The organism is Kitasatospora sp. NPDC029367 (assembly GCF_055569135.1).
Genome location: NZ_JBVHYH010000113.1, coordinates 1 through 18,086, shown reverse-complemented (window position 1 = coordinate 18,086; position 18,086 = coordinate 1). Strand labels below are relative to the sequence as shown.

Genomic DNA, 18,086 nt, shown 5'->3' with positions numbered 1-18,086 from the left:
AGAAAAGAATCCGCACCCCCCACGTTTTTCCCCCCCCCCCACACAACCCCCCCCCCCCCCCCCCCCCCCCCCCCCCCCCGCCCCACCCCCCCCCCCCCCCCCCCCCTCCCCCGGGGCTTGGTGGTTTCTGGCGGTCGTCGGGCCCCTCGGACGTACCGGCGTCCGGCGGGCTCGGACGGTCAGACCAGCGCTTCGAGGGAGCGGACGATCTCGGCCGGCGTCGGCGCGCTCATGATCTCCTCGCGCACCTTCCGTGCCGACGCCCGGAAGGAGTCCTCGGTGAGCAGTCGGCCGACGGCCGCCCCGATCTCCGCCGGGCCCGCCTCGGTCGGGTCCAGGGTGATGCTCGCGCCGCCGGCGGCGAAGTTGGCCGCGTTGAACGGGTTGTCGGCCGTCTGCGGCATCATCACCTGCGGCAGGCCGTGCAGGGCCGCCGTGAGCAGCGAACTCGTCCCGCCCTGGTTGACGATGGCGGCGCAGCTCGGGAGGAACAGGTGGAGCGGCACGTTCTCGGCGATCCGGGCGTTGGCGGGCAGCGGCCCGATCTTGGCGCGGTCACCGGCGCTGATCGCCAGCACGACCTCCACGTCCAGGTCGGCGAGCCCGGCCACCACCTGCGGCAGGACGAACGCCTCGTCGCCGGCCAGCGCGGAGGTGGAGGTGCCCCAGGTGACACAGACCCGGGGGCGCCCGGGGCGGTCGAGCGCCCAGTCCGGTGCGGCCGCCGCGCCGTTGTAGGGGACGAACCGCATCGGCAGTCGCCCGGAGATGCCCGGCAGTTGCAGGCTGGTGGGCCACGGGTCGACGGTGCGGACCGGGTAGTCGTTGCGGATCTCCGCCCCGTACCGGTCGAACAGTTCGGGGAGTCCGGTGGGCCAGTGCGGGCGGACGGCGTCGCCGGCGCCGGGCAGGCCCTGCAGCGGCTGGCTGATCACCCGCAGCACGTCCGGCCCCCAGGTCTGGCGGACCAGCGGGATCCCGAGGGCCGCGGCGACCAGCGGCGCGGCGAACACCATCGAGTCGGCCACCACCAGGTCCGGCCGCCAGCGCTCGGCGAACCGCAGCAGGTCGGGCGCCATGCGGACGGCGGCCTCGACGAGCGGGGCCATGGTGGCGTCGCGGAGCTCGGCCAGCCGGGCGGCCTTCGGGTCGCCGGGGGCGGCCGGCCGGCCGTGCGGGCCGGTCGGGGAGGCCAGCCCGGTCCGGTCCCAGTCCTTCGCCGGCGCCTCGATCACCCGGTGGCCGCCGCGTGAACGGATCACGCCGTCCATCAGCTCGTAGCCGTGCCCGACCTCGACGGCGGGCAGGCCGACGCCGGTGACGGCCGGGGTGAGGTCCGGCAGGGCGGCGACCCGCACCTCGTGGCCGGCCGCTCGGAAGGCCCAGGCCAGCGGCACCATGTGGAACAGCGGTGTGGTCGTCGCGGCGACCGGTAGGAAGAGGATGCGCAAGGTGCCCTCCTGGGGCGTCACGGGTGTCACGGGCGTCGCGGGCGTCGCGGGCGTCGTGGATGAGAGGGGGTGGGTGCCGGGCAGGCCGACGGGGAGCTGCGGCGCGGCCGCGGTCCGCCCGGCGGGGTGCTGCCGGGCGGACCGCGGACCGGTGTCCTTCCGTCAGGCGGCGACCAGGGCCTCCACGGTGGAGACCACCGAGGCGGGCGACGGCATGGCGGCGATCTCCTCGCGGATCCGGTCCGCCGACTTCCGGATCGTGTCGTCGGTCAGGACGGCCGTCACCGCGGCGGTGACGGCCTCGGCGGTGAGTTCGGCCGGTTCCAGCAGGACGGACGCGCCGCTGGCGGTGAAGCTGATCGCGTTGGTCGGCGCCTCGGAGATCTCCGGCACGAGGACCTGCGGGACCCCGGCGGCGGCGGCCGTGAGCACCGATCCGGTGCCGCCCTGGTTGACGATGGCGTCGCAGCTGGGCATCAGCAGGTTCAGCGGCAGGTTCTCGACCACCCGCACGTTGTCCGGCAGGCCGGTGAGGCTCGCCCGGTCGGTGCTGCTGACCGTGACCACGAGTTCGATGTCGAGCGGGGCGAGCGCGTCGACGACGCGCGGGAGCAGGGCGCTGTGGCCGCCGAGCACGCTGGTGGTGGTCCCCCAGGTGACGCAGACCCGCGGCTTGCCGCTGCGTTTGAGGATCCAGTCCGGCGCCGCGCCCGCGCCGTTGTAGGCCACGTAGCGGCGGGGCAGCGGGTTGGCCGCCCCGAAGGTGCGCAGGCTGGCCGGCCAGGGGTCGACGGTCTGGGTGATGTAGTCGTTGCGGACCTCCGCCCCGTAGCGGTCGAACAGCTCGACCAGGCCGGGGTGCCACTGCTCGCGCTCGGCGCCGGTGTTGGGCTGTCCCTGCAACGGGTGGCCGAAGATGATGTCGGGGCCCCAGATGTTCCGGATGATCGGGATGCCGAGGACGGCGCTGACCAGCGGCGCGGCGAACAGCGTCGGGTCGGTGACCAGGAGGTCGGGCCGCCACTCCTCGGCGAACCGCAGCAGGTCCGGCGCCAGCCTCTGGTTCAGCTCGATCAGCGGGCCGGACCGGCGCTGCCCCATCGCGCGCCGCTCGTCCTCGGACATCACCATCAGCGCGGCCGCGCTGATCCGGTGGCTCTCGGGCATGGCCGCCATGCTGGCCATGAAGTCGTAGTCGTCGCCGACCTCGACCGCGGTCAGTCCGGTGCTGAGGGTCGTCTTGGTGAGGGACGCCTGCGAGGCGACCCGCACCTCGTGCCCGGCGGCGCGGAACGCCCACGCCAGCGACACCTGGTGGTAGAGGTGGCTCCCGACTGGGAGCGGGGTGAACAGGACGCGCATGGTGGACTCCCGGGGATATGTGCGGCCAGACAGGCCCAGTCCATCCGACCGGGCTAAAGGGCCCCTGAAAACACCCGGCCGCGGGCCCGGGCCGCTCTTGCAGACTCGGCAATTCCCTGCGGTGTCCGAACTTGCCCCGCCGGAACCGGCGTGCGACGCTGAGGCCGTGACGCCAACGCTTCGGGACAGCAAAGTGGCCGCCGTCCGCCGCGCGCTCAGCGAGGTCGCGCTCGGCCTGGCGGTGGAACGGGGCTGGGAGAACGTCCGGGTCGAGGACATCGCGGCCAGGGCCGGCATGTCCACCCGCTCGTTCGGCAACTACTTCCGCAGCAAGAACGAGGCCCTGTTCGCGGTCGACCTCGACCGGTCGGCGGCGATCCGTGAGCACCTGAGGGACCGGCCGGCCGACGAGCCGCTGCTCGAAGCGGTCGTCAACGCCATGCTCGCCGCCTTCCTGGCCGGCGACAACGTGGACCGCGACCTCGTCACCAAGGTGCGGCTGGCCGTCGCGACCTCGCCGCTCGGCGGCGAGTACCTCAAGGCGCACGCCGCCCGGGAGACCGCCCTCGCCGCCGGGATCGCCGAGCGGCTCGGCGTCGACCCGCGCACCGACGTCTACCCGCGGCTGCTGGCCACCATGGTGGTCAACGCGGTCCGGGTCGCGATCGAGTTCTGGGTCGACGAGCCGCAGAACGTCTCGTTGTCGGAGGCGATCCGCTCCACCCTGGAACGGATCGCCCCCGCGCTCCCCGCGCCCGCCGGATAGCGGCGCCGACCGCCAGGACCCCGGCCGCGCGGGCCGGGCCGGACCCCTTCGGCCCGGCCCGTCCGACGGCCGGGCCGGGCCGGCCCGGAGTCGTCAGCCCGCGGCTCCGCCGCGCAGCCGGGCCAGCCGGTAGAGCAGGCCGATGGTCAGGGCCGCGGGGACGTTCCCGCCGCGGATCCCCAGCAGCGACCGGATCAGCCACAACTGCGTCTCCACGGAGTGCGCGGGCGCGCCGTGCACGTCGTCGTGGAGCAGGCTCCGGAAGTCCCGCACGTGGGCGCGGAGCAGGGACACGTCCGAGTTCGGGATGATCTCGTCGCGCGCGCAGGCGACGTAACGGATCGGGATGTCCAGCGCGGCGAGCTGCTCGGGCCGCAGCGCCCACTCCCGCAGCTCCTCGAGCGCGGCGTCGGGCTTGCGGTCCATCAGATGCGCCAGGGTGTCCACGGTGATCCGCGGCAGGGCGGCCTGCCAGTCCCGGTCGGTGAAGAAGCCGCTGACCGGGGCCCCGGCCGTCAGCACCCCCCTGATCCGGCGGTCGTCCAACGCGGCGCGCAGGGCCAGGTGGCCGCTGAAGCTCAGGGCCAGCGCGTACGAGTCGGCCACGTCGGCCCGGTCGGCCACGTGGTCGAGCAGCCCGGGCAGCATCCGCCAGGCGTCCCGGTCGTAGGGCAGGGTGTTCTCGCCGACGCCGGGCATCTCGGTGACGATCCCGGCCATGCCCAGGCGCCGGATCGCGGCCAGCGTGGGCCCCCACTGCTCCTTGACGGTGACGATGCCGCCGCTGACGATCAGCAGCGGCCGCCGCACACCGTCGGACATCCCGGTCGCCCAGGCGGCGACCCGCCCGTTCGGCAGCTCCACCTCCAGCCGCTCGATGTCCGGGTCGGCCCGGCGCCACTCGTCGAAGGTCCGCACCGTCTCGTCCAGCGCCCGTCGGCGCACGGCCCCGTCCACGAACGGGAACCGGGCCATCGAGTAGTGGCGGCACGCGTCCAGCAGCCGCCCCTCGAGCTCCAGCCGCTTCGCCGAGCGGGTCCACTCGGCGGCCCACGACCCCTCGCCGTCCGCGTCGTCGCGGATCCGGGCCAGCACCGCCTCGTGCCCCGCGACCTTCTGCCCCCGGGTGTGCGCCAGCACGAACTGCTTCAACTCGCCGACGTCGTTGGTGCCGCCCGGCCGGGCCGGCTCGTCCTCGAACTTCTCCAACAGGCGCTTGAGGTCGGTCAGCAGGTCGGCGGCCTCCGCGCCGTCGATCACCCGGTGGTCGAAGGTGAGGTTCAGCCGCATCACGGGCGCCACCGTCACCGCGCCGTCGCGCACCACCGGCCGGTCGGTGATCCGCCCGAGGCCGATCGTGACCGTCGTCCCGCCGACCGAGTGGAAGCCGTCCACCGCGCGGTGGGACAGCGAGGTCACCGCGACGGTCCCGACCGCGGCGGCCCGGCCGCGCAGCGGGCGGACCCGCGCGCGGTACGCCGCCTCGCCGAGCACCCAGGGGAGGCGGCGCAGCAGCCGTGCGCCGGCGAACTCCGGCAGCTGCTCGGCGTCACCCCCCGTGTAGTGGTCGACCTGCCGCTGGATCTCCTCCAGGCTCGCCGTCTGCAGGTCGGGGACGACCGCCGACAGCACCACCCGCTGCCCGTTCGTGGTGTGGTCCATCGTGAACTTGCCGTTCACCGAGGCGGAACGGGCCACCTTGGGCCGCACCCGGCCGCCGATCGCGGCGTTGGCCTCCGGGTGGGCCGCCAGGGCACGGCCCGCCGCGAACAGCACGTAGCTCAGCCACGACGAGCGCCGGCCCTCGGCGAGCGCGGCCGCCCGGAGCGCCCCGATCCGGGTCATGTCGACCTCGGTGTCGAGGTGCACCGGCGCGAACGACCGGATCTCGCGGAGGAAGTACAGGGTGGGGCGCCGCTCCCGGGCGACCGGCCCGACCGGCACGGACGGCCCGGCCGTCATGCGCCCACCGCCACGCGGTGGATCTCCCGCAGGCTCTCCGCCGCCAGGACGTCCGGCAGCGAGATCGGCCGCCCGGTCTCCCGCTCCAGGGCGGTGAGCAGGGTCAGCAGGTGCACCGAGTCCCAGCCGGGGAGCCGGTCGAGCGGCAGGCCGGCGTCCTCGGGCCCCAGCGGCAGCCCGATCTCGTCGCGGACCAGCACCATGAAGTCCTCGATGGTCGTCAACTGCTCTCCTCCTGGGACTCGGTGAACTCGATGTGTGCGGGCGGCGCCGCGATTCCGGTCAGGTCGTGGCGGTAGAGCGCACCGCCGCCCTCCGCCTCGCCGACCCGGGTGAAGCCGTGCTCCGGGTAGAAGTCCCGCGCTCCGGCGTTCTTCGGGCCCGGCCGGAACACGGCTTCCACCGCGTGCGCCCCGGTGGCCTTCGCATCCGCCAGCACGGCGGCCAGGCAGGCCGACTCGATGCCCCGGGAGAACACCCGGCAGCTGAGGACGAAGTTGTCGATGTGCACGACGCCGGCCTCGGCCCGGGTGAGGACCACGCCGACCATGCCGTTGTCGCCGAACCGGTCCGCGGAGCGGATGGCGAGCACCCGGCTGCCGGCGGCGGCCGCGGCCGCCCGCACCTCGGGCGGCTGGAGCCGCCGGCCGGTCATGTTGAACTGGTTGGTCCGCAGCGTGAGCTGCGAGGCCCGGGCCACCTCGGCCTCCGTCACGGGCCCGAACCGCACCCGCACCCCGAGCCCGCGCAGGTAGTCGGCGACGGAGTCGAACGAGGCCAGGAAGCCCTGCCGGTCCAGCTCCTCCCGGTAGCGGGCGGACCGGGCGCGGTCGTCCGCGTTCAGCTCCCGGGTGTCGAACCAGCCGTCGGACAGCAGACGCTCGACGTGCCGGGCGGGTTCCTCGTCCAGCCGGACCACCGCGACGTCGGGCAGCGCGTGCCGGACCATCCCGCACTCGAAAGCGCTGTCGTCCACGAAGACGAAGGAGTCCACGCCGATGTTGAGGGAGCTCGCCAGCTCGGCGAGGTTCTCCGGCTTCGGCCGCCAGTTCGCCGCGACCCGCACGAAGTCGTCCGGCCGCAGGACCATGCCCGGGTGGTCGCGCAGCGCCGCGGCGACCGGCTCCGGATCGTTCTTGCTCGCCACCGCCAGCAGGACGCCCTGCGAGCCGAGCTGCCGGACCACCCGCTGGAACGCGGCGAACGCCTCGCCCCGGGGGGTCCCGCCCAGCTCGACGCCGTCCGCGCCGTCGTCCCCGAGCACCCCGCCCCACAGGGTCCCGTCCAGGTCGCACACCAGCGCCTTGCGGGTCCGCCCGGTGAGGTGCCGCGCCAGGTGCCCGACCTCGCGGGCGTACCGGGCCAGCAGGGCCGGCGACAGGCCGACCCCGGCGTAGCGGCCCAGCCGGGCGTCCTCCGCGGGGATCCCCTCGGCGAGCAGCGGGTCCAGGTCCAGGGTGACCACCGAGGGGAGCTCCTCGCCCAGGGCCAGCAGCCGGGAGTTGGCGGTGCGCCAGGCCGCGCCCAGCCGGGCCCGGGAGCGGTAGTCGACCAGCTGCGCGGCGAAGCGCCTCGGCAGCGGCAGGGTGTTGAGCACCAGCGTGCCGGCGCCCCGGCGGTCGAACGCGGCCGCCAGGTCCCGCACCAGCGAGACCTTCTCGTCCAGGACCCGTTCGACGTCCGCGGCCGTCCACGGGAGCGGCACCTCGTCGAAGACCACCTCGGGGTCCAGCACGCACAGCACGACGTCCGGCCGCGCCGCGTACAGGTCGCTCCCCGGGTCGCCGAGGTCGAAGACCCAGGCGTCGAATCCGGACAGGCGCGTCCGCGCCAGCAGGCCGTGGCGGGCCAGTTCGGCGGTCAGCGGGGGGACCAGGGTGCCCAGCGTGCGGTGCCCGGTGACCGCGACCTCGACCACCGGGGCGGACGGGTGCGCGCGCAGCACCTCGTCGGGGTCGAGCCGGGCCAGTACCTGGCCCGCCCTGGCCAGTTCGGTGTCCGGCAGGTCCGCGAGCAGTCCGCGGACCCGCGGGTAGTCGGCGGCGAGTCGGCCGGCCGCGTGCAGGTCGGCGACCGCGCGCGCGGAGGGGGCGGCGGTGGCGGTCATCGCTCCACCCGCTCCAGGGCGTACCCGGCCTTGATCCACTTGCTCGACTCGATCGCGACCCCGACCGCCCGGTCACCGGCGATCATGCGCGGCAGCAGCCGCTCCAGCTGGAAGAACGGCAGCGCGTTGCCGGTGTTGCCGGTCTCCCGGATGCAGCTGACCTCCCGGGCGTCCGGCACGTCCAGCCGGGCATGGATCTCGGCGGTCATCCGGCCGGACAGCTGCGGCGGCAGGATGTAGTCCAACTCGTCCCGGCTCCAGTCGAGTTCCGCGAGCACCTCGTCCAGGGTGGCCACGGCCAGCGGGGGAACCGAATCGCGGACCGCCTGGTAGTCCTCCACCGCCGCGGGCCGGTCCAGGTGCCGGTCCGCCGCGCCGAACCAGTCCAGGGTCTGCCCCGGCGGCCGGTTCCGGCCCACGCACCGCACCTGCGTCCAGCGCAGCGCGACCGGCTCCGCCGACGGCTCCGTGCTCAGCACCGCCGCCCCGGCGCCGTCCCCGAACAGCACACCGTTGACCTGCTCGCCGGGCGGCAGCGCGCTGACGTCCAAGGTCAGGTCGAAGTGCTTGGCACAGGAATCGGCGCCGATCACCAGCGCGGTGCGGAACGCCCCCGAGCCCAGCATGTGCCGGGCCACGTCCAGGGCCTGCACCGCGCCCGCGCACCCCGACTGGAGCTGGTAGCCGGGCACCCCGTCGATGCCCAGCCGATCGGCGACCACGTTGACCGTGGCCGGCATCAGCATGTCCGGCGAGGAGGTGCCCATGACGACGAGGTCGACCTCGGCCGCCGTGATCCCGGCGGCCGTCAGCGCGCGCTGCGCCGCGGTCACCGCGAGGTCGGCCAGGGAGAAGCGGACCTCGCCGGAGTCCAGGTCCACCGAGTAGTGCCGGAGGGGGGTGCCGATGAAGGTGTCCACCCACTGCTCCCAGACCTGGGGCAGTTTGAACCGTCGGGCCAGGGCCGGGATGTCCACCGGCGCGCCGGGCAGCACCGTCCCGGCGGAGTGCACGTACACGTCCATGTTCGTCCTTTCGCCTGCCACCGTCATGCTGGGTCGTGGCGCTTAATCGGTCCTAAGGGCCGCCGGGCCGGGGCGGGGCGGGTGCGGCTCGGCCCGGGGCGGGGCGGGTCGTCGGGTGTCCTAGGCGGCGGGCTCGCCGAACAGGGCGGCGAGGGCGGCGGCGAGGCCCGTGGAGTCCCCGCCCGCCGGCAGCGTCCAGGCGATCCGGCCGTCCGGTCGCAGCAGGACGGCCTCGGCGTCCACGCCGGGCAGCGGCTTCGCCGTGACGAAGTCCACCAGGCCCTCCCGGCCCGCGAGTTCGCCGGCCAGGTCGGTGCCGGCGTCGCCGCCTCCGGCACGGAGATCGAGCAGCACCGCGCGGCCGGCCTCCCAGGCCGAGGCCAGCCCCGGCACCGCCCGCGCGGCCGCCGCCACCCCGGGCAGCCGGCGGCCGAGCAGCGGATCGGCGTCCGGTCCGGCCTGCCCCAGCGGGTAACGGGTGTCGGTGCCGCCGACCATGGTGACCAGGTACTCGTTGACGTCCGGGAAGCGGACGAGCTCGGCGAAGACCTCCCGCAAGGGCGTAAGCGGGTGCAGCAGCGCCGCCTGCGCACGGGTCGTCAGACAGGCCCGGGCCCCGACCGGGTGCCGCTCGTCGTGGTAACTGTCGAGCAGGCCCTCCGGTGCCCGGCCGGCCAGGTCCGCCGCGAGCTTCCAGCCCAGGTTCACCGCGTCGTCCAGGCCGGTGCTGAGCGCCTGCCCGCCGAGCGGGAAGTGCCGGTGAGCCGCGTCCCCCGCGAGGAACACCCGCCCGGCACGGTAGCGCTCGGCGAGCCGGGTCGCGTTGGACCAGCGGGCCGACCAGAGCGGCGGCCCGTCGGCGAACCCGACGCCCGCGAGGCGGCTCACCGCGCCCTGGATCTCCGCCAGTTCCGGCGCGGCGTCACCCTCGGGAGGCTCCACGCCGAACTCGGCCGTCAGGACCCGGACCGTGTCCGGCCCCAGCGGGCTGACCGCCAGCAGTCCCGCCGGGTACTCGCGGGCGCCCAGGTGCTGGCGCAGGACGCTGTCCGTCGTCACCGAGAAGTCGGAGACCGTGCCGTGGAAGGGCTCCTCGTGGCCCGGGAACGCGATGCCGGCCGCCCGGCGCACCACGCTGTCCACCCCGTCGCAGCCGACCAGGTGCCGGCTGAGCAGGGTCTGCCCGCCCGCCGGGCCCTCGACCCGCGTCTCGACCCGGTACTCGTCCTGCTCGACGCCGACCACCCGGTGCCCGAACCGCAGGTCCGCCCCCAGCGCCCGCGCCCGCTCCACCAGGTGGTGGACCAGCCTGCCGTGCGGCAGGGAGAAGTTGTACGGGTACCGGTCGGCGAGCGCGGACGGGTCCAGCCAGATGTGCGCGAAGTGGGCCATCGGGAACTCGAAGCCGTCCGGGCGGCAGGCCTCCATCAGCCCGCGCATCTCCAGGAGTTCGATGACGCCGGGGTTGACGGCCACGCCCGGCGCGTGGGCCTCGGGGCCGGGGCGGCCGTCGAGGACGACGACCTCCGCGCCGGCCAGCCGCAGCTCGCACGCGAGCATGAGCCCGACCGGTCCGGCGCCGACGATGACGATGTCGTGGTGCATGAAGATGTCCCCCAGGGTTCTAGCGGGCCGGGTACGCGGACGCGGACGCGGCGAGCTTGGCGGGTGTCGGATTGTCGAAGACCTGCTGTGGTGTCACGTCCAGTCCCGCAGCGCGCATCTGGGCACTCAGGTCCAGGGCGGCCAGGGACGACAGGCCCAGGGCGGGCAGATCGGCGTCCGGGTCGACCCCCCCGGCGGCGTCGATGCCCAGGACCTCCGCCGCCGCGGCGCGGACCAGCTCCAGTACGACGGCGGCGCGTTCGGCGGGGTCCGCGGCGGCGAGCCGGGCCGACAGCACGGGATCCACCGCCGGGGAGCCGGCGGCGGAGCCCGGTGCGGACGCGGCCGCGGCGGCGGAGCCGAAGCCGGGCAGGTCGGCGAAGAGCGGGTCGGACCCGGGCCAGGGCGCGGCCCTCCCGTCCAGGTCGGCCACCGTCACGTCCCCGGCGCCGGGCTGGACGGCGTAGCCGAACGCCTCGACGGCGAGGGCCGCCGGCACCGGCCGGAGTCCGGCCGGAGGGGCGGGGTTCTCCCCGTCGACGGGGACCGCGGTGGCGCCGGCGGAGTCGGGGGCGTCGACGGTGCCTGGGGCGTTGACGGTGCCGGGGGCGAGCGGCCCGAACGCGAGGGACAGTGCGCGCCCCCCGCGTTCCCGCCGTCGCCGGGCCACCGCGGCCAGGGCGGCGTGCACGGGGGCCGGCCCGTCCTCGCCGGGGGCGGCCAGCGCGCCCGGCCCGGAGGAGCACACCACGAACGCCGCCAGGTCGAGGTGCGCGGTGGCCTCGTCGACCGCGAGCGCCTCGTCGACCGCGAGCGCCTCGTCGACCGCGAGCGTCGAGTCGACCGCCGCCGACGGGGACGTGCCGCCGGTGTGGGCGAGGTGCACGACGGCCGTGGGCGGCCACTGGGCGACCACCCGGGCGAGCGCCTCGCGGTCGCCGGCCGGGCAGTGCGCCACCGTGACCTCGGTGCCCGCCTGCTCGGCCGGCCCGGTGAGGTCGGACAGCCGGGCGGACCCTGCGGCCGGCGCCGGCGGGCCGGCCAGGACCAACCGGGTGGCGCCGTGCTCGGCGAGCCAGCGGAGCACATGGCCGCCGAGCACCGGGTCGGCCCCGGTGACCAGGACGGTTCCCTCCGGCCACCGGGGGAGGTCGCGGCCGTCCTCGGGCGGGGCGATCCGGGCCAGCCGCCGGGCGAAGAGACCGGGACCGCGCAGTGCGACGCGCGGGTCGGCCGGGGGAGCGGAGAGCAGGCCGGCCAGCCGCTGCGCGGGCCGGTCGGATCCGTCCTCGTCCGGGCGGTGGGGGTCGGCCGGGGCCTGCGCTCCGGGCCGCGCGGAAGGTACCTCCAGGTCGAGCAGGCCGATCGCGCGGTGCGGGTGGTCACCGACGAGGACCTCGCCGAGGCCCCGGACGGCGGCGTGCTCCGGCGAGGCCGGGGGGTCGAGCCGTCCGACCGTGACCGCGCCGCTGGTCAGGACCCACAGCGGAGCGGCCACCCCGGCCCGGTCCAGCGCCGGTGGCAGGGCGGCGGTCAGCGCCAGACCCCGGCCGGGCTCCGGTGCGAAAGCGAGCAGCGACACGACCGCGCCGGGCGTCGCCTCCGGGCGGCCGGCGGCCCCGGCGTCGGTCAGTGCGGCGCCGATCAGTGCGGTGAGGCCGTCGGTGTCCGCGGTCTCCCCGGCGCTCCCGAAGGAGGCCGGAACCACGAGGCGGTCGGCGGCGTCGCCGAGCACGGCGGCCAGCCGGGCCGCCGGGCCGTCGTCGGCCGGATCGTCGGGCACCAGCAGGAGCAGCCGCGGGGCGTCCGCCGCCGGGCTCTGCGCGAGGGGCTGCCAGAGCGTCCGGTGATGCCACCCGGCGCGCCGTCGGTGGACCGCCAGCAGGGGCAGGAGCTCGGCCAGCGAGGCGAGTTGGGTGGCGGACAGTCGCAGGGACCGGCCGAGCGACTCGGCGTCCTGCTCGTCGACGGCCGCCCAGAACCGGGACTCCAGGGATCGCTGTCCCGGTCCGGTGCCGGCTCCGGCCGGGTCGGCGACGGGGTTGAGCCAGTAGCTCCGGCGCTGGAACGGGTACGTCGGCAGCGGGACGCGCGCGGCACCCGTGCCGGCGAACTGGGCCGCCCAGTCGACCGGGCGGCCCGTCGCGTGAACCGCGGCCAGCGCCGTCAGCACGGTCTGCGGCTCGGGCCGCCGGGCGCTCAGCACGGGCACCAGCGTGGGCGTCGGCCCGTCGCCCGCAGGGCCGCCGTTCGGCTGCCCGCCGTTCGCAGGCCTGCCGTTCGCCTGCCCGGTGGCCGCCTGCCCGGGGGCCGCCGGTCCGCCGTACGTCCGGTCGCGGAGGCATTCGCGCGCCAGTGCGGTCAGGACCGCGTCCGGCCCGAGTTCGACGAAGCAGGTCACCCCGGCCGCGCGCAGCGTCCGGATGCCGTCGGCGAACCGGACGGGCTGCCGGGCGTGCCCCAACCAGTAGCCGGCGGTGCGCAGTTCGGCCGGGTCGGCGAGCCCGCCGGTGACGTTGGAGACGAGCGGGACGGTCGGCTCGGCGAACGTCACCCGGGCCAGGGCCTCCCCGAACTCGGCCAGGACCTCGTCCATGTGCGGGGAGTGGAAGGCGTGGCTGACGTCGAGCCGCCGGACCCGCCGGCCCTCGGCGCGCCAGTGGGCGGCGACCTCCAGGACCGCTTCCTCGTCGCCGGAGACCACCGTCGCCGACGGCCCGTTGACGGCTGCCAGCGACACCTGGGCCGCACGGCCGACCAGGGTGGCGAGCACCTCCTCCTCCGCCGCCTCGACGGCGACCATCGCGCCGTCCGGCCGGGCCCGTTGCATGGCGCGCGCCCGTGCGGCGACCAGCCCGGCCGCGTCGGACAGGTCGAGGACCCCGGCCACGTGCGCGGCGGCCAGTTCGCCGACCGAGTGGCCCAACAGGAAGTCGGGCCGCAGCCCCCAGTGCCCGAGCAGCCGGAACAACGCCGTCTCCACGGCGAAGATCGCCGGCTGCGCGTACTGCGTCCGGTGCAGCAGCGCGGCGTCCGGGTGGTCCTTGGCGCCGAACAGCAGTGGGCGCAACGGGCGGTCGAGGTGCCGGTCCAGCTCGGCGCACACCTCGTCCAGGGCGTCGGCGAACACCGGGTGGGCCGCGGCGAGGGCGCGCCCCATCCCGGCGCGCTGGCTGCCCTGGCCGGTGAACAGGTAGGCGAGCCTGCCCGGCCCGGACTCGGCGCGGCCCACCACCACGTTGCCGGGCAGCAGGTCCCCCCGGGCCAACGCGTCCAGGCCGCGGGTCAGGTCGGTCCGGTCCGCGCCGACGACCACCGCACGGTGCGCCATGGCGGTGCGGGTGGTGGCGAGCGAGAACGCCACGTCCACGGGGCGCGGCGCCGGGTCGGCCGCGAGCCGGACGGCCAGGGCACGGGCGGCGTCACGCAGCGCCTGTTCGTTCCGGGCCGACAGCACCAGCGGGACCGGCCGGGCCGGAGCGTCGTCCGGTGCCGTGCGGCGCACCGGGGTGCCGTTCGCCGGGGCACCGTGCGGCGTCGCGTCGGTGGGCGCGGGCGCCTCCGCCGCGGTCGGCGCGGGCGCCTCCTCCACGATGACGTGCGCGTTGGTGCCGCTGACCCCGAACGAGGAGACGGCGGCGCGGTGCGGCCCGGGCCCGTGCGGCCAGGGGCGGGCCTCGGCCAGCAGCGCGACGTTGCCGGCCGTCCAGTCCACGTGCGGGCTCGGTTCGTCCGCGTGCAGGGTCCGGGGCAGCACGCCGTGCCGCATGGCCTGCACCATCTTGATCACCCCGGCGACCCCGGCGGCGCCCTGGGTGTGGCCGATGTTGGACTTCACGGAGCCGAGCCAGAGCGGCCGTTCGGCGGGCCGGCCCTGCCCGTAGGTGGCCAGCAGCGCCTGGGCCTCGATCGGGTCGCCCAGGACGGTGCCGGTGCCGTGCCCCTCCACCACGTCCACGTCCGACGGCTCCAAACGCGCGTCGGCGAGGGCCTGGCGGATCACCCGCTGCTGGGCCGGACCGTTCGGCGCCGTCAGCCCGTTCGAGGCGCCGTCCTGGTTCACCGCCGAGCCGCGCACCACGGCGAGGACCGGGTGCCCGTTGCGGCGGGCGTCGGAGAGCCGCTCCAGCAGCAGCAGGCCGACGCCCTCGCCCCAGCCCGTGCCGTCCGCGCCGGCCGCGAACGACTTGCAGCGCCCGTCCGGCGACAGTCCGCGCTGCCGGCTGAAGTCCACGAAGACGCCGGGCGTCGCCATCACGGTCACCCCGCCCGCCAACGCCAGCTCGCAGTCCCCGGCGCGCAGCGCCCGGGCCGCGAGGTGCAGGGCGACCAGCGAGGAGGAGCACGCCGTGTCCACGGTGACGGCCGGGCCCTCCAGGCCGAGGGTGTAGGCGATCCGCCCGGTCGCCACGCTGCTCGCGCTCCCCGTCCCCAGGAAGCCTTCGAAGCCCTCCGGTGTCCGCTCCATCAGGCGGGCGGCGTAGTCGTCGTACAGGACGCCGGCGAAGACACCGGTCCGGCTGCCGCGCAGGGTGGCGGGGTCGATGCCGGCGTTCTCCAGGGTCTCCCAGGCGGTTTCGAGCAGCAGCCGCTGCTGCGGGTCGACGGCCATCGCCTCGCGTGGGCTGATCCCGAAGAACTCGGGGTCGAACTCGGCGGCGTCGTAGAGGAATCCGCCCTCCTGCGTGTAGCAGGTGCCGGCCTTCTCCGGGTCCGGGTCGTAGAGTGCCTCGAGGTCCCAGCCGCGGTCGCGCGGGAAGGACGAGACCGCGTCCACGCCGTCCGCCACCAGCCGCCACAGGTCCTCAGGTGACCGTACTCCGCCGGGGTAGCGGCAGCCCATCGCCACGATGGCGATCGGCTCGCGCTGGGCGGCCTCGGCCTCGGCGAGCCGCCGCCGGGTGTCCTGAAGCTCGGCGGTCGTCCACCTGAGGTAGTCGACGACCTTCTGCTCCTTCACCGCGTCCATCTGTGCAGGTCCTCCGGTCATCGGTCCTCCAGCCCTGACAGTCCGAGCTCCTGGTCGAGGACGTCGAAGAGTTCGTTGTCGGTCACCGACGCGAGATCGTCGTCCTCGGTGGCCGCCGTTGCCGCCCCTCGCGTCTCGGTGACCCGCAGCAGCAGGGCCTGCAGCCGGGCCCCGAGCCGCTCCCGGCCCGCGTCGTCCAGGTCGGTGGCGGCCACGGCCGCCTCGAGACGGTCCAGTTCCGCCTGGACCGGCGCCTGGCGACCCGCACCGCCGCCCTCGAACTGCTCGGCGAGATGGCTCGCGATGGCCGCCGTGCTGGGGTGGTCGAAGACCAGGGTGGTCGGCAGTCGCAGGCCGGTCGCGGCGGACAGCTGGTTGCGCAGGCTGACGGCGGTGAGCGAGTCGAAGCCCAACTCCTTGAGCGCCGAGTCCGGATCGATGCCGGCGGCCGATTCGTGTCCCAGCACCGTCGCGACGTGCGTGCGCACCAGATCGAGCAGGACCTGTTCCCGCTTGGTCCCGTCCAGCCCGCTGAGCCGTTCGGCCAGCGCCGCGCCGCCGCCCGATGCCGCCGCCTGCCGGGCCGGGGCGGGGACCAGCCGGTCGAGGAGCGGCGGGAGCGTGCCGTTGCGTGCGTGGCGGCGTAGGGCGGTTCGGTCGATGGGGGTGAGGAGGAGGTGGGGGTGGGGGGTGTGGAGGGTGGTGTCGAAGAGGGTGAGTGCGGTGGGGGTGGTGAGGGGGGTGAGTCCGGTGGTGTTGAGGCGTTGGTGGTCGGTGGTGGTGAGGGTGTTGGTCATGGTGCTGGTGTCGGTCCAGAGTCCCCAGGCGAGGCTGGTGGCGGGGAGTCCTTGGGTGTGGCGGTGGTGGGCGAGGGTGTCGAGGTAGGTGTTGGCGGCGGCGTAGTTGGCTTGGCCGGGGGTGCCGAGGGTGCCGGCGGCGGAGGAGAAGAGGACGAAGGCGGTGAGGGGGAGGTGTTGGGTGAGTTGGTGGAGGTGCCAGGCGGTGTCGATTTTGGGTTGGAGGACGGTGTGGAGTTGGTGGGGGGTGAGGGTGGTGAGGGTGGCGTCGTCGAGGACTGCGGCGGTGTGGATGACGGCGGTGAGGGGGTGTTCTTGGGGGATGTCGGCGAGCAGCTCCGCGAGTGCGGTGGGGTTGGAGGTGTCGCAGGCGGTGATGGTGACGGTGGTGGCGCCGAGGGTGGTGAGTTCTTCGGTGAGCTCTGGTGCGCCGGGTGCGGTGGGTCCGCGGCGGCTGGTGAGGAGGAGGTGTCGGGCGCCGTGGGTGGTGACGAGGTGGCGGGCGAGGTGGGCGGCGAGGGTGCCGGTGCCGCCGGTGATGAGGATGGTGCCGTTGGGGTCGAGGGTGGGTGCGGTGGGGTCGATGGTGGGTGCGGTGGGGGTGAGTTTGGGGGTGAGGAAGTCGCCCTTGCGGAGGGCGAGTTGGGGTTGGCCGGTGGTGAGGGCGGCGGTGATGGTGTCGGGGCTGGGGGTGTCGCCGTGGTGGTCGAGGAGGGTGAGGGTGTGGGGGTGTTCGTTTTGTGCGGTGCGGATGAGTCCCCAGGTGGTGGCGGCGGGGAGGTCGGTGATGGGGTCGTCGGGGTGGGTGGCTACTGCGCCGCGGGTGAGGATGACGAGGTGGGCGTTGTCGGGGTGGTCCTGGGCGAGCCATTCCTGCACGCGGGTGAGGGTTTGTTCGGCGAGGTGGTGGGCTGCGGCGATGGGGTCGTGGGGTGTGGTGGTGTCGTCGTCGGGGCGGACGATGAGGATGTCGGGGGTGGGGGGTGTGGCGGTGGTGGCGGTGGTGGCGGGGACCCACTCCAACGCCAAGGGTGAGTCGAGCGGACCGCCCGGGGCGGCGGCGAGGTCCGGCGCGGTGAGTGCGCGGCTGGTGACCGAGCCGATGCTGAGCAGGGGCGCTCCGTCCCTGTCCGCCACCCCGGCGGACAGGGTGCCGTCGGGGTGGGCGGCCAGCCGGATCCTGGCCGCGGTGGCGCCGGTCGCGTGCAGTGTCACGTCCGTGAAGCGGTCCGGGAACGCCGTCTCTCCTGACTGACCGGCCAGGACACCGTCCAGCGTGGCAGCCAACAGCGCCGGGTGGAGCCCGAATCCGCCCGCGGTGGTGTCCTCCGGGAGGGCCGTCTCGACGTGCCCGCCGGAGAACCCGCGGATGCTTCGGAAGATCCCGCCGTGGTCGTACCCGGCCGCGGTGAGCCGTTCGGCCGACTGCTCGGGCTCGACCCAGGCCGCCCGGCCGGGGCCGGTCCCGCCCGCCTTGCCCGAGGTGCTCAGCACGCCGGCGGCGCGGCGCGTCCAGCCGTCGGCCTGCCGGGTGTGCACCTGGACGGCGTACTTCCCGTCCTCGTCCGCGCCGGACACGCGGACGCGCAGATCGACCCCGCCCTCCTCCGGCAGGACGAGCGGCCGCTCCAGGGAGAGTTCGTCGAGGTGGTGCAGGCCCAGCCGGTCACCGGTGGACAGGACGAGGTCGAGCACGGCCACCGCCGGCAGGACCGTCGTGTCCTGGAGCGTGTACCCCGCCAGCCAAGGGTGGCTCTCCACACCGATCCGGCCGGTCGCCACCACGCCCTGGCCCTCGGGCAGTTCCACCACGGCGGCGAGCAACGGGTGCGCGGCGTCGTCCAGTCCGGCTGACGCGGCGTCGTCGAGGCCCGCTCCGGCCGCTGCTTCCAGCCAGTAGGTGTGGTGTTGGAAGGGGTAGGTGGGGAGGGGGGTGTGGTGGGTGGGGGTGGGTGTGGGTGTGGTGGGTGGGGTGGTGGGGGTGTTGTGGGTCCAGGTGTGGGCGAGGGCGTGGGTGAGTTGGGTGGTTTCGGGGGTGTTGC

General features: G+C 75.3%; 10 protein-coding genes. 1 reads left to right on the top strand and 9 read right to left on the bottom strand.

Translation table 11 applies throughout. The features are described from left to right. Positions 1-179: 179 nt before the first annotated feature. Both ACZ4W5_RS36190 and ACZ4W5_RS36185 read right to left on the bottom strand, forming a co-directional pair. The gene (locus tag ACZ4W5_RS36190) at positions 180-1,451 is read right to left on the bottom strand and encodes a nucleotide disphospho-sugar-binding domain-containing protein (protein ID WP_360242725.1); all 1,272 of its coding nucleotides are present in this window, start codon (positions 1,449-1,451) and stop codon (positions 180-182) included. Positions 1,452-1,613: 162 nt separating this feature from the next. Further along, complete coding sequence (locus tag ACZ4W5_RS36185) at positions 1,614-2,813, bottom strand: nucleotide disphospho-sugar-binding domain-containing protein (RefSeq protein ID WP_360242722.1); 1,200 nt, start codon at positions 2,811-2,813, stop codon at positions 1,614-1,616. 166 nt (positions 2,814-2,979) lie between these two features. Here ACZ4W5_RS36185 and ACZ4W5_RS36180 point away from each other — a divergent pair, with 166 nt between their 5' ends. Further along, positions 2,980-3,579 (top strand): TetR/AcrR family transcriptional regulator, encoded by a 600-nt coding sequence (locus ACZ4W5_RS36180; RefSeq protein WP_360242719.1) that lies wholly within the window; start codon positions 2,980-2,982, stop codon positions 3,577-3,579. A 93-nt stretch (positions 3,580-3,672) separates the two neighbouring features. On the opposite strand, the gene ACZ4W5_RS36175 is transcribed toward ACZ4W5_RS36180, so the two are convergent. The 7 genes from ACZ4W5_RS36175 to ACZ4W5_RS36145 all read right to left on the bottom strand — a co-directional run. Beyond that, complete coding sequence (locus tag ACZ4W5_RS36175; protein WP_465659368.1) at positions 3,673-5,541, bottom strand: 2-oxo acid dehydrogenase subunit E2; 1,869 nt, start codon at positions 5,539-5,541, stop codon at positions 3,673-3,675. Beyond that, positions 5,538-5,765 carry an acyl carrier protein gene (locus tag ACZ4W5_RS36170; RefSeq protein WP_402491157.1) on the bottom strand — a complete coding sequence of 76 codons (228 nt, stop codon included), beginning with the start codon at positions 5,763-5,765 and terminating at the stop codon, positions 5,538-5,540. The genes ACZ4W5_RS36175 and ACZ4W5_RS36170 overlap by 4 nt, the downstream gene beginning before the upstream one ends. After that, on the bottom strand, positions 5,762-7,648 hold the full coding sequence (locus ACZ4W5_RS36165; protein ID WP_465659366.1) for an HAD-IIIC family phosphatase: 1,887 nt from the start codon (positions 7,646-7,648) through the stop codon (positions 5,762-5,764). The genes ACZ4W5_RS36170 and ACZ4W5_RS36165 overlap by 4 nt, the downstream gene beginning before the upstream one ends. Beyond that, positions 7,645-8,673 carry a 3-oxoacyl-ACP synthase III family protein gene (locus ACZ4W5_RS36160; RefSeq protein WP_360242706.1) on the bottom strand — a complete coding sequence of 343 codons (1,029 nt, stop codon included), beginning with the start codon at positions 8,671-8,673 and terminating at the stop codon, positions 7,645-7,647. Before ACZ4W5_RS36160 ends, ACZ4W5_RS36165 begins: the two co-directional genes overlap by 4 nt. 120 nt (positions 8,674-8,793) lie before the next feature. Beyond that, the gene (locus tag ACZ4W5_RS36155; RefSeq protein WP_465659363.1) at positions 8,794-10,278 is read right to left on the bottom strand and encodes an FAD-dependent monooxygenase; all 1,485 of its coding nucleotides are present in this window, start codon (positions 10,276-10,278) and stop codon (positions 8,794-8,796) included. A 19-nt stretch (positions 10,279-10,297) separates the two neighbouring features. After that, positions 10,298-15,238: a type I polyketide synthase gene (locus ACZ4W5_RS36150; protein WP_465659371.1), complete on the bottom strand. Its 4,941-nt coding sequence runs from the start codon at positions 15,236-15,238 to the stop codon at positions 10,298-10,300. 26 nt (positions 15,239-15,264) lie between these two features. Continuing rightward, on the bottom strand, positions 15,265-18,086 hold a 2,822-nt coding region (locus ACZ4W5_RS36145), incomplete at its 5' end, for a type I polyketide synthase (protein ID WP_465659362.1).

Bases quoted from the DNA above. Each gene is read 5' to 3' on its own strand.
- ACZ4W5_RS36165 (WP_465659366.1), bottom strand. From the start codon at position 7,648: ATGACCGCCACCGCCGCCCCCTCCGCGCGCGCGGTCGCCGACCTGCAC.
- ACZ4W5_RS36160 (WP_360242706.1), bottom strand. From the start codon at position 8,673: ATGGACGTGTACGTGCACTCCGCCGGGACGGTGCTGCCCGGCGCGCCG.
- ACZ4W5_RS36175 (WP_465659368.1), bottom strand. From the start codon at position 5,541: ATGACGGCCGGGCCGTCCGTGCCGGTCGGGCCGGTCGCCCGGGAGCGG.
- ACZ4W5_RS36155 (WP_465659363.1), bottom strand. From the start codon at position 10,278: ATGCACCACGACATCGTCATCGTCGGCGCCGGACCGGTCGGGCTCATG.
- ACZ4W5_RS36185 (WP_360242722.1), bottom strand. From the start codon at position 2,813: ATGCGCGTCCTGTTCACCCCGCTCCCAGTCGGGAGCCACCTCTACCAC.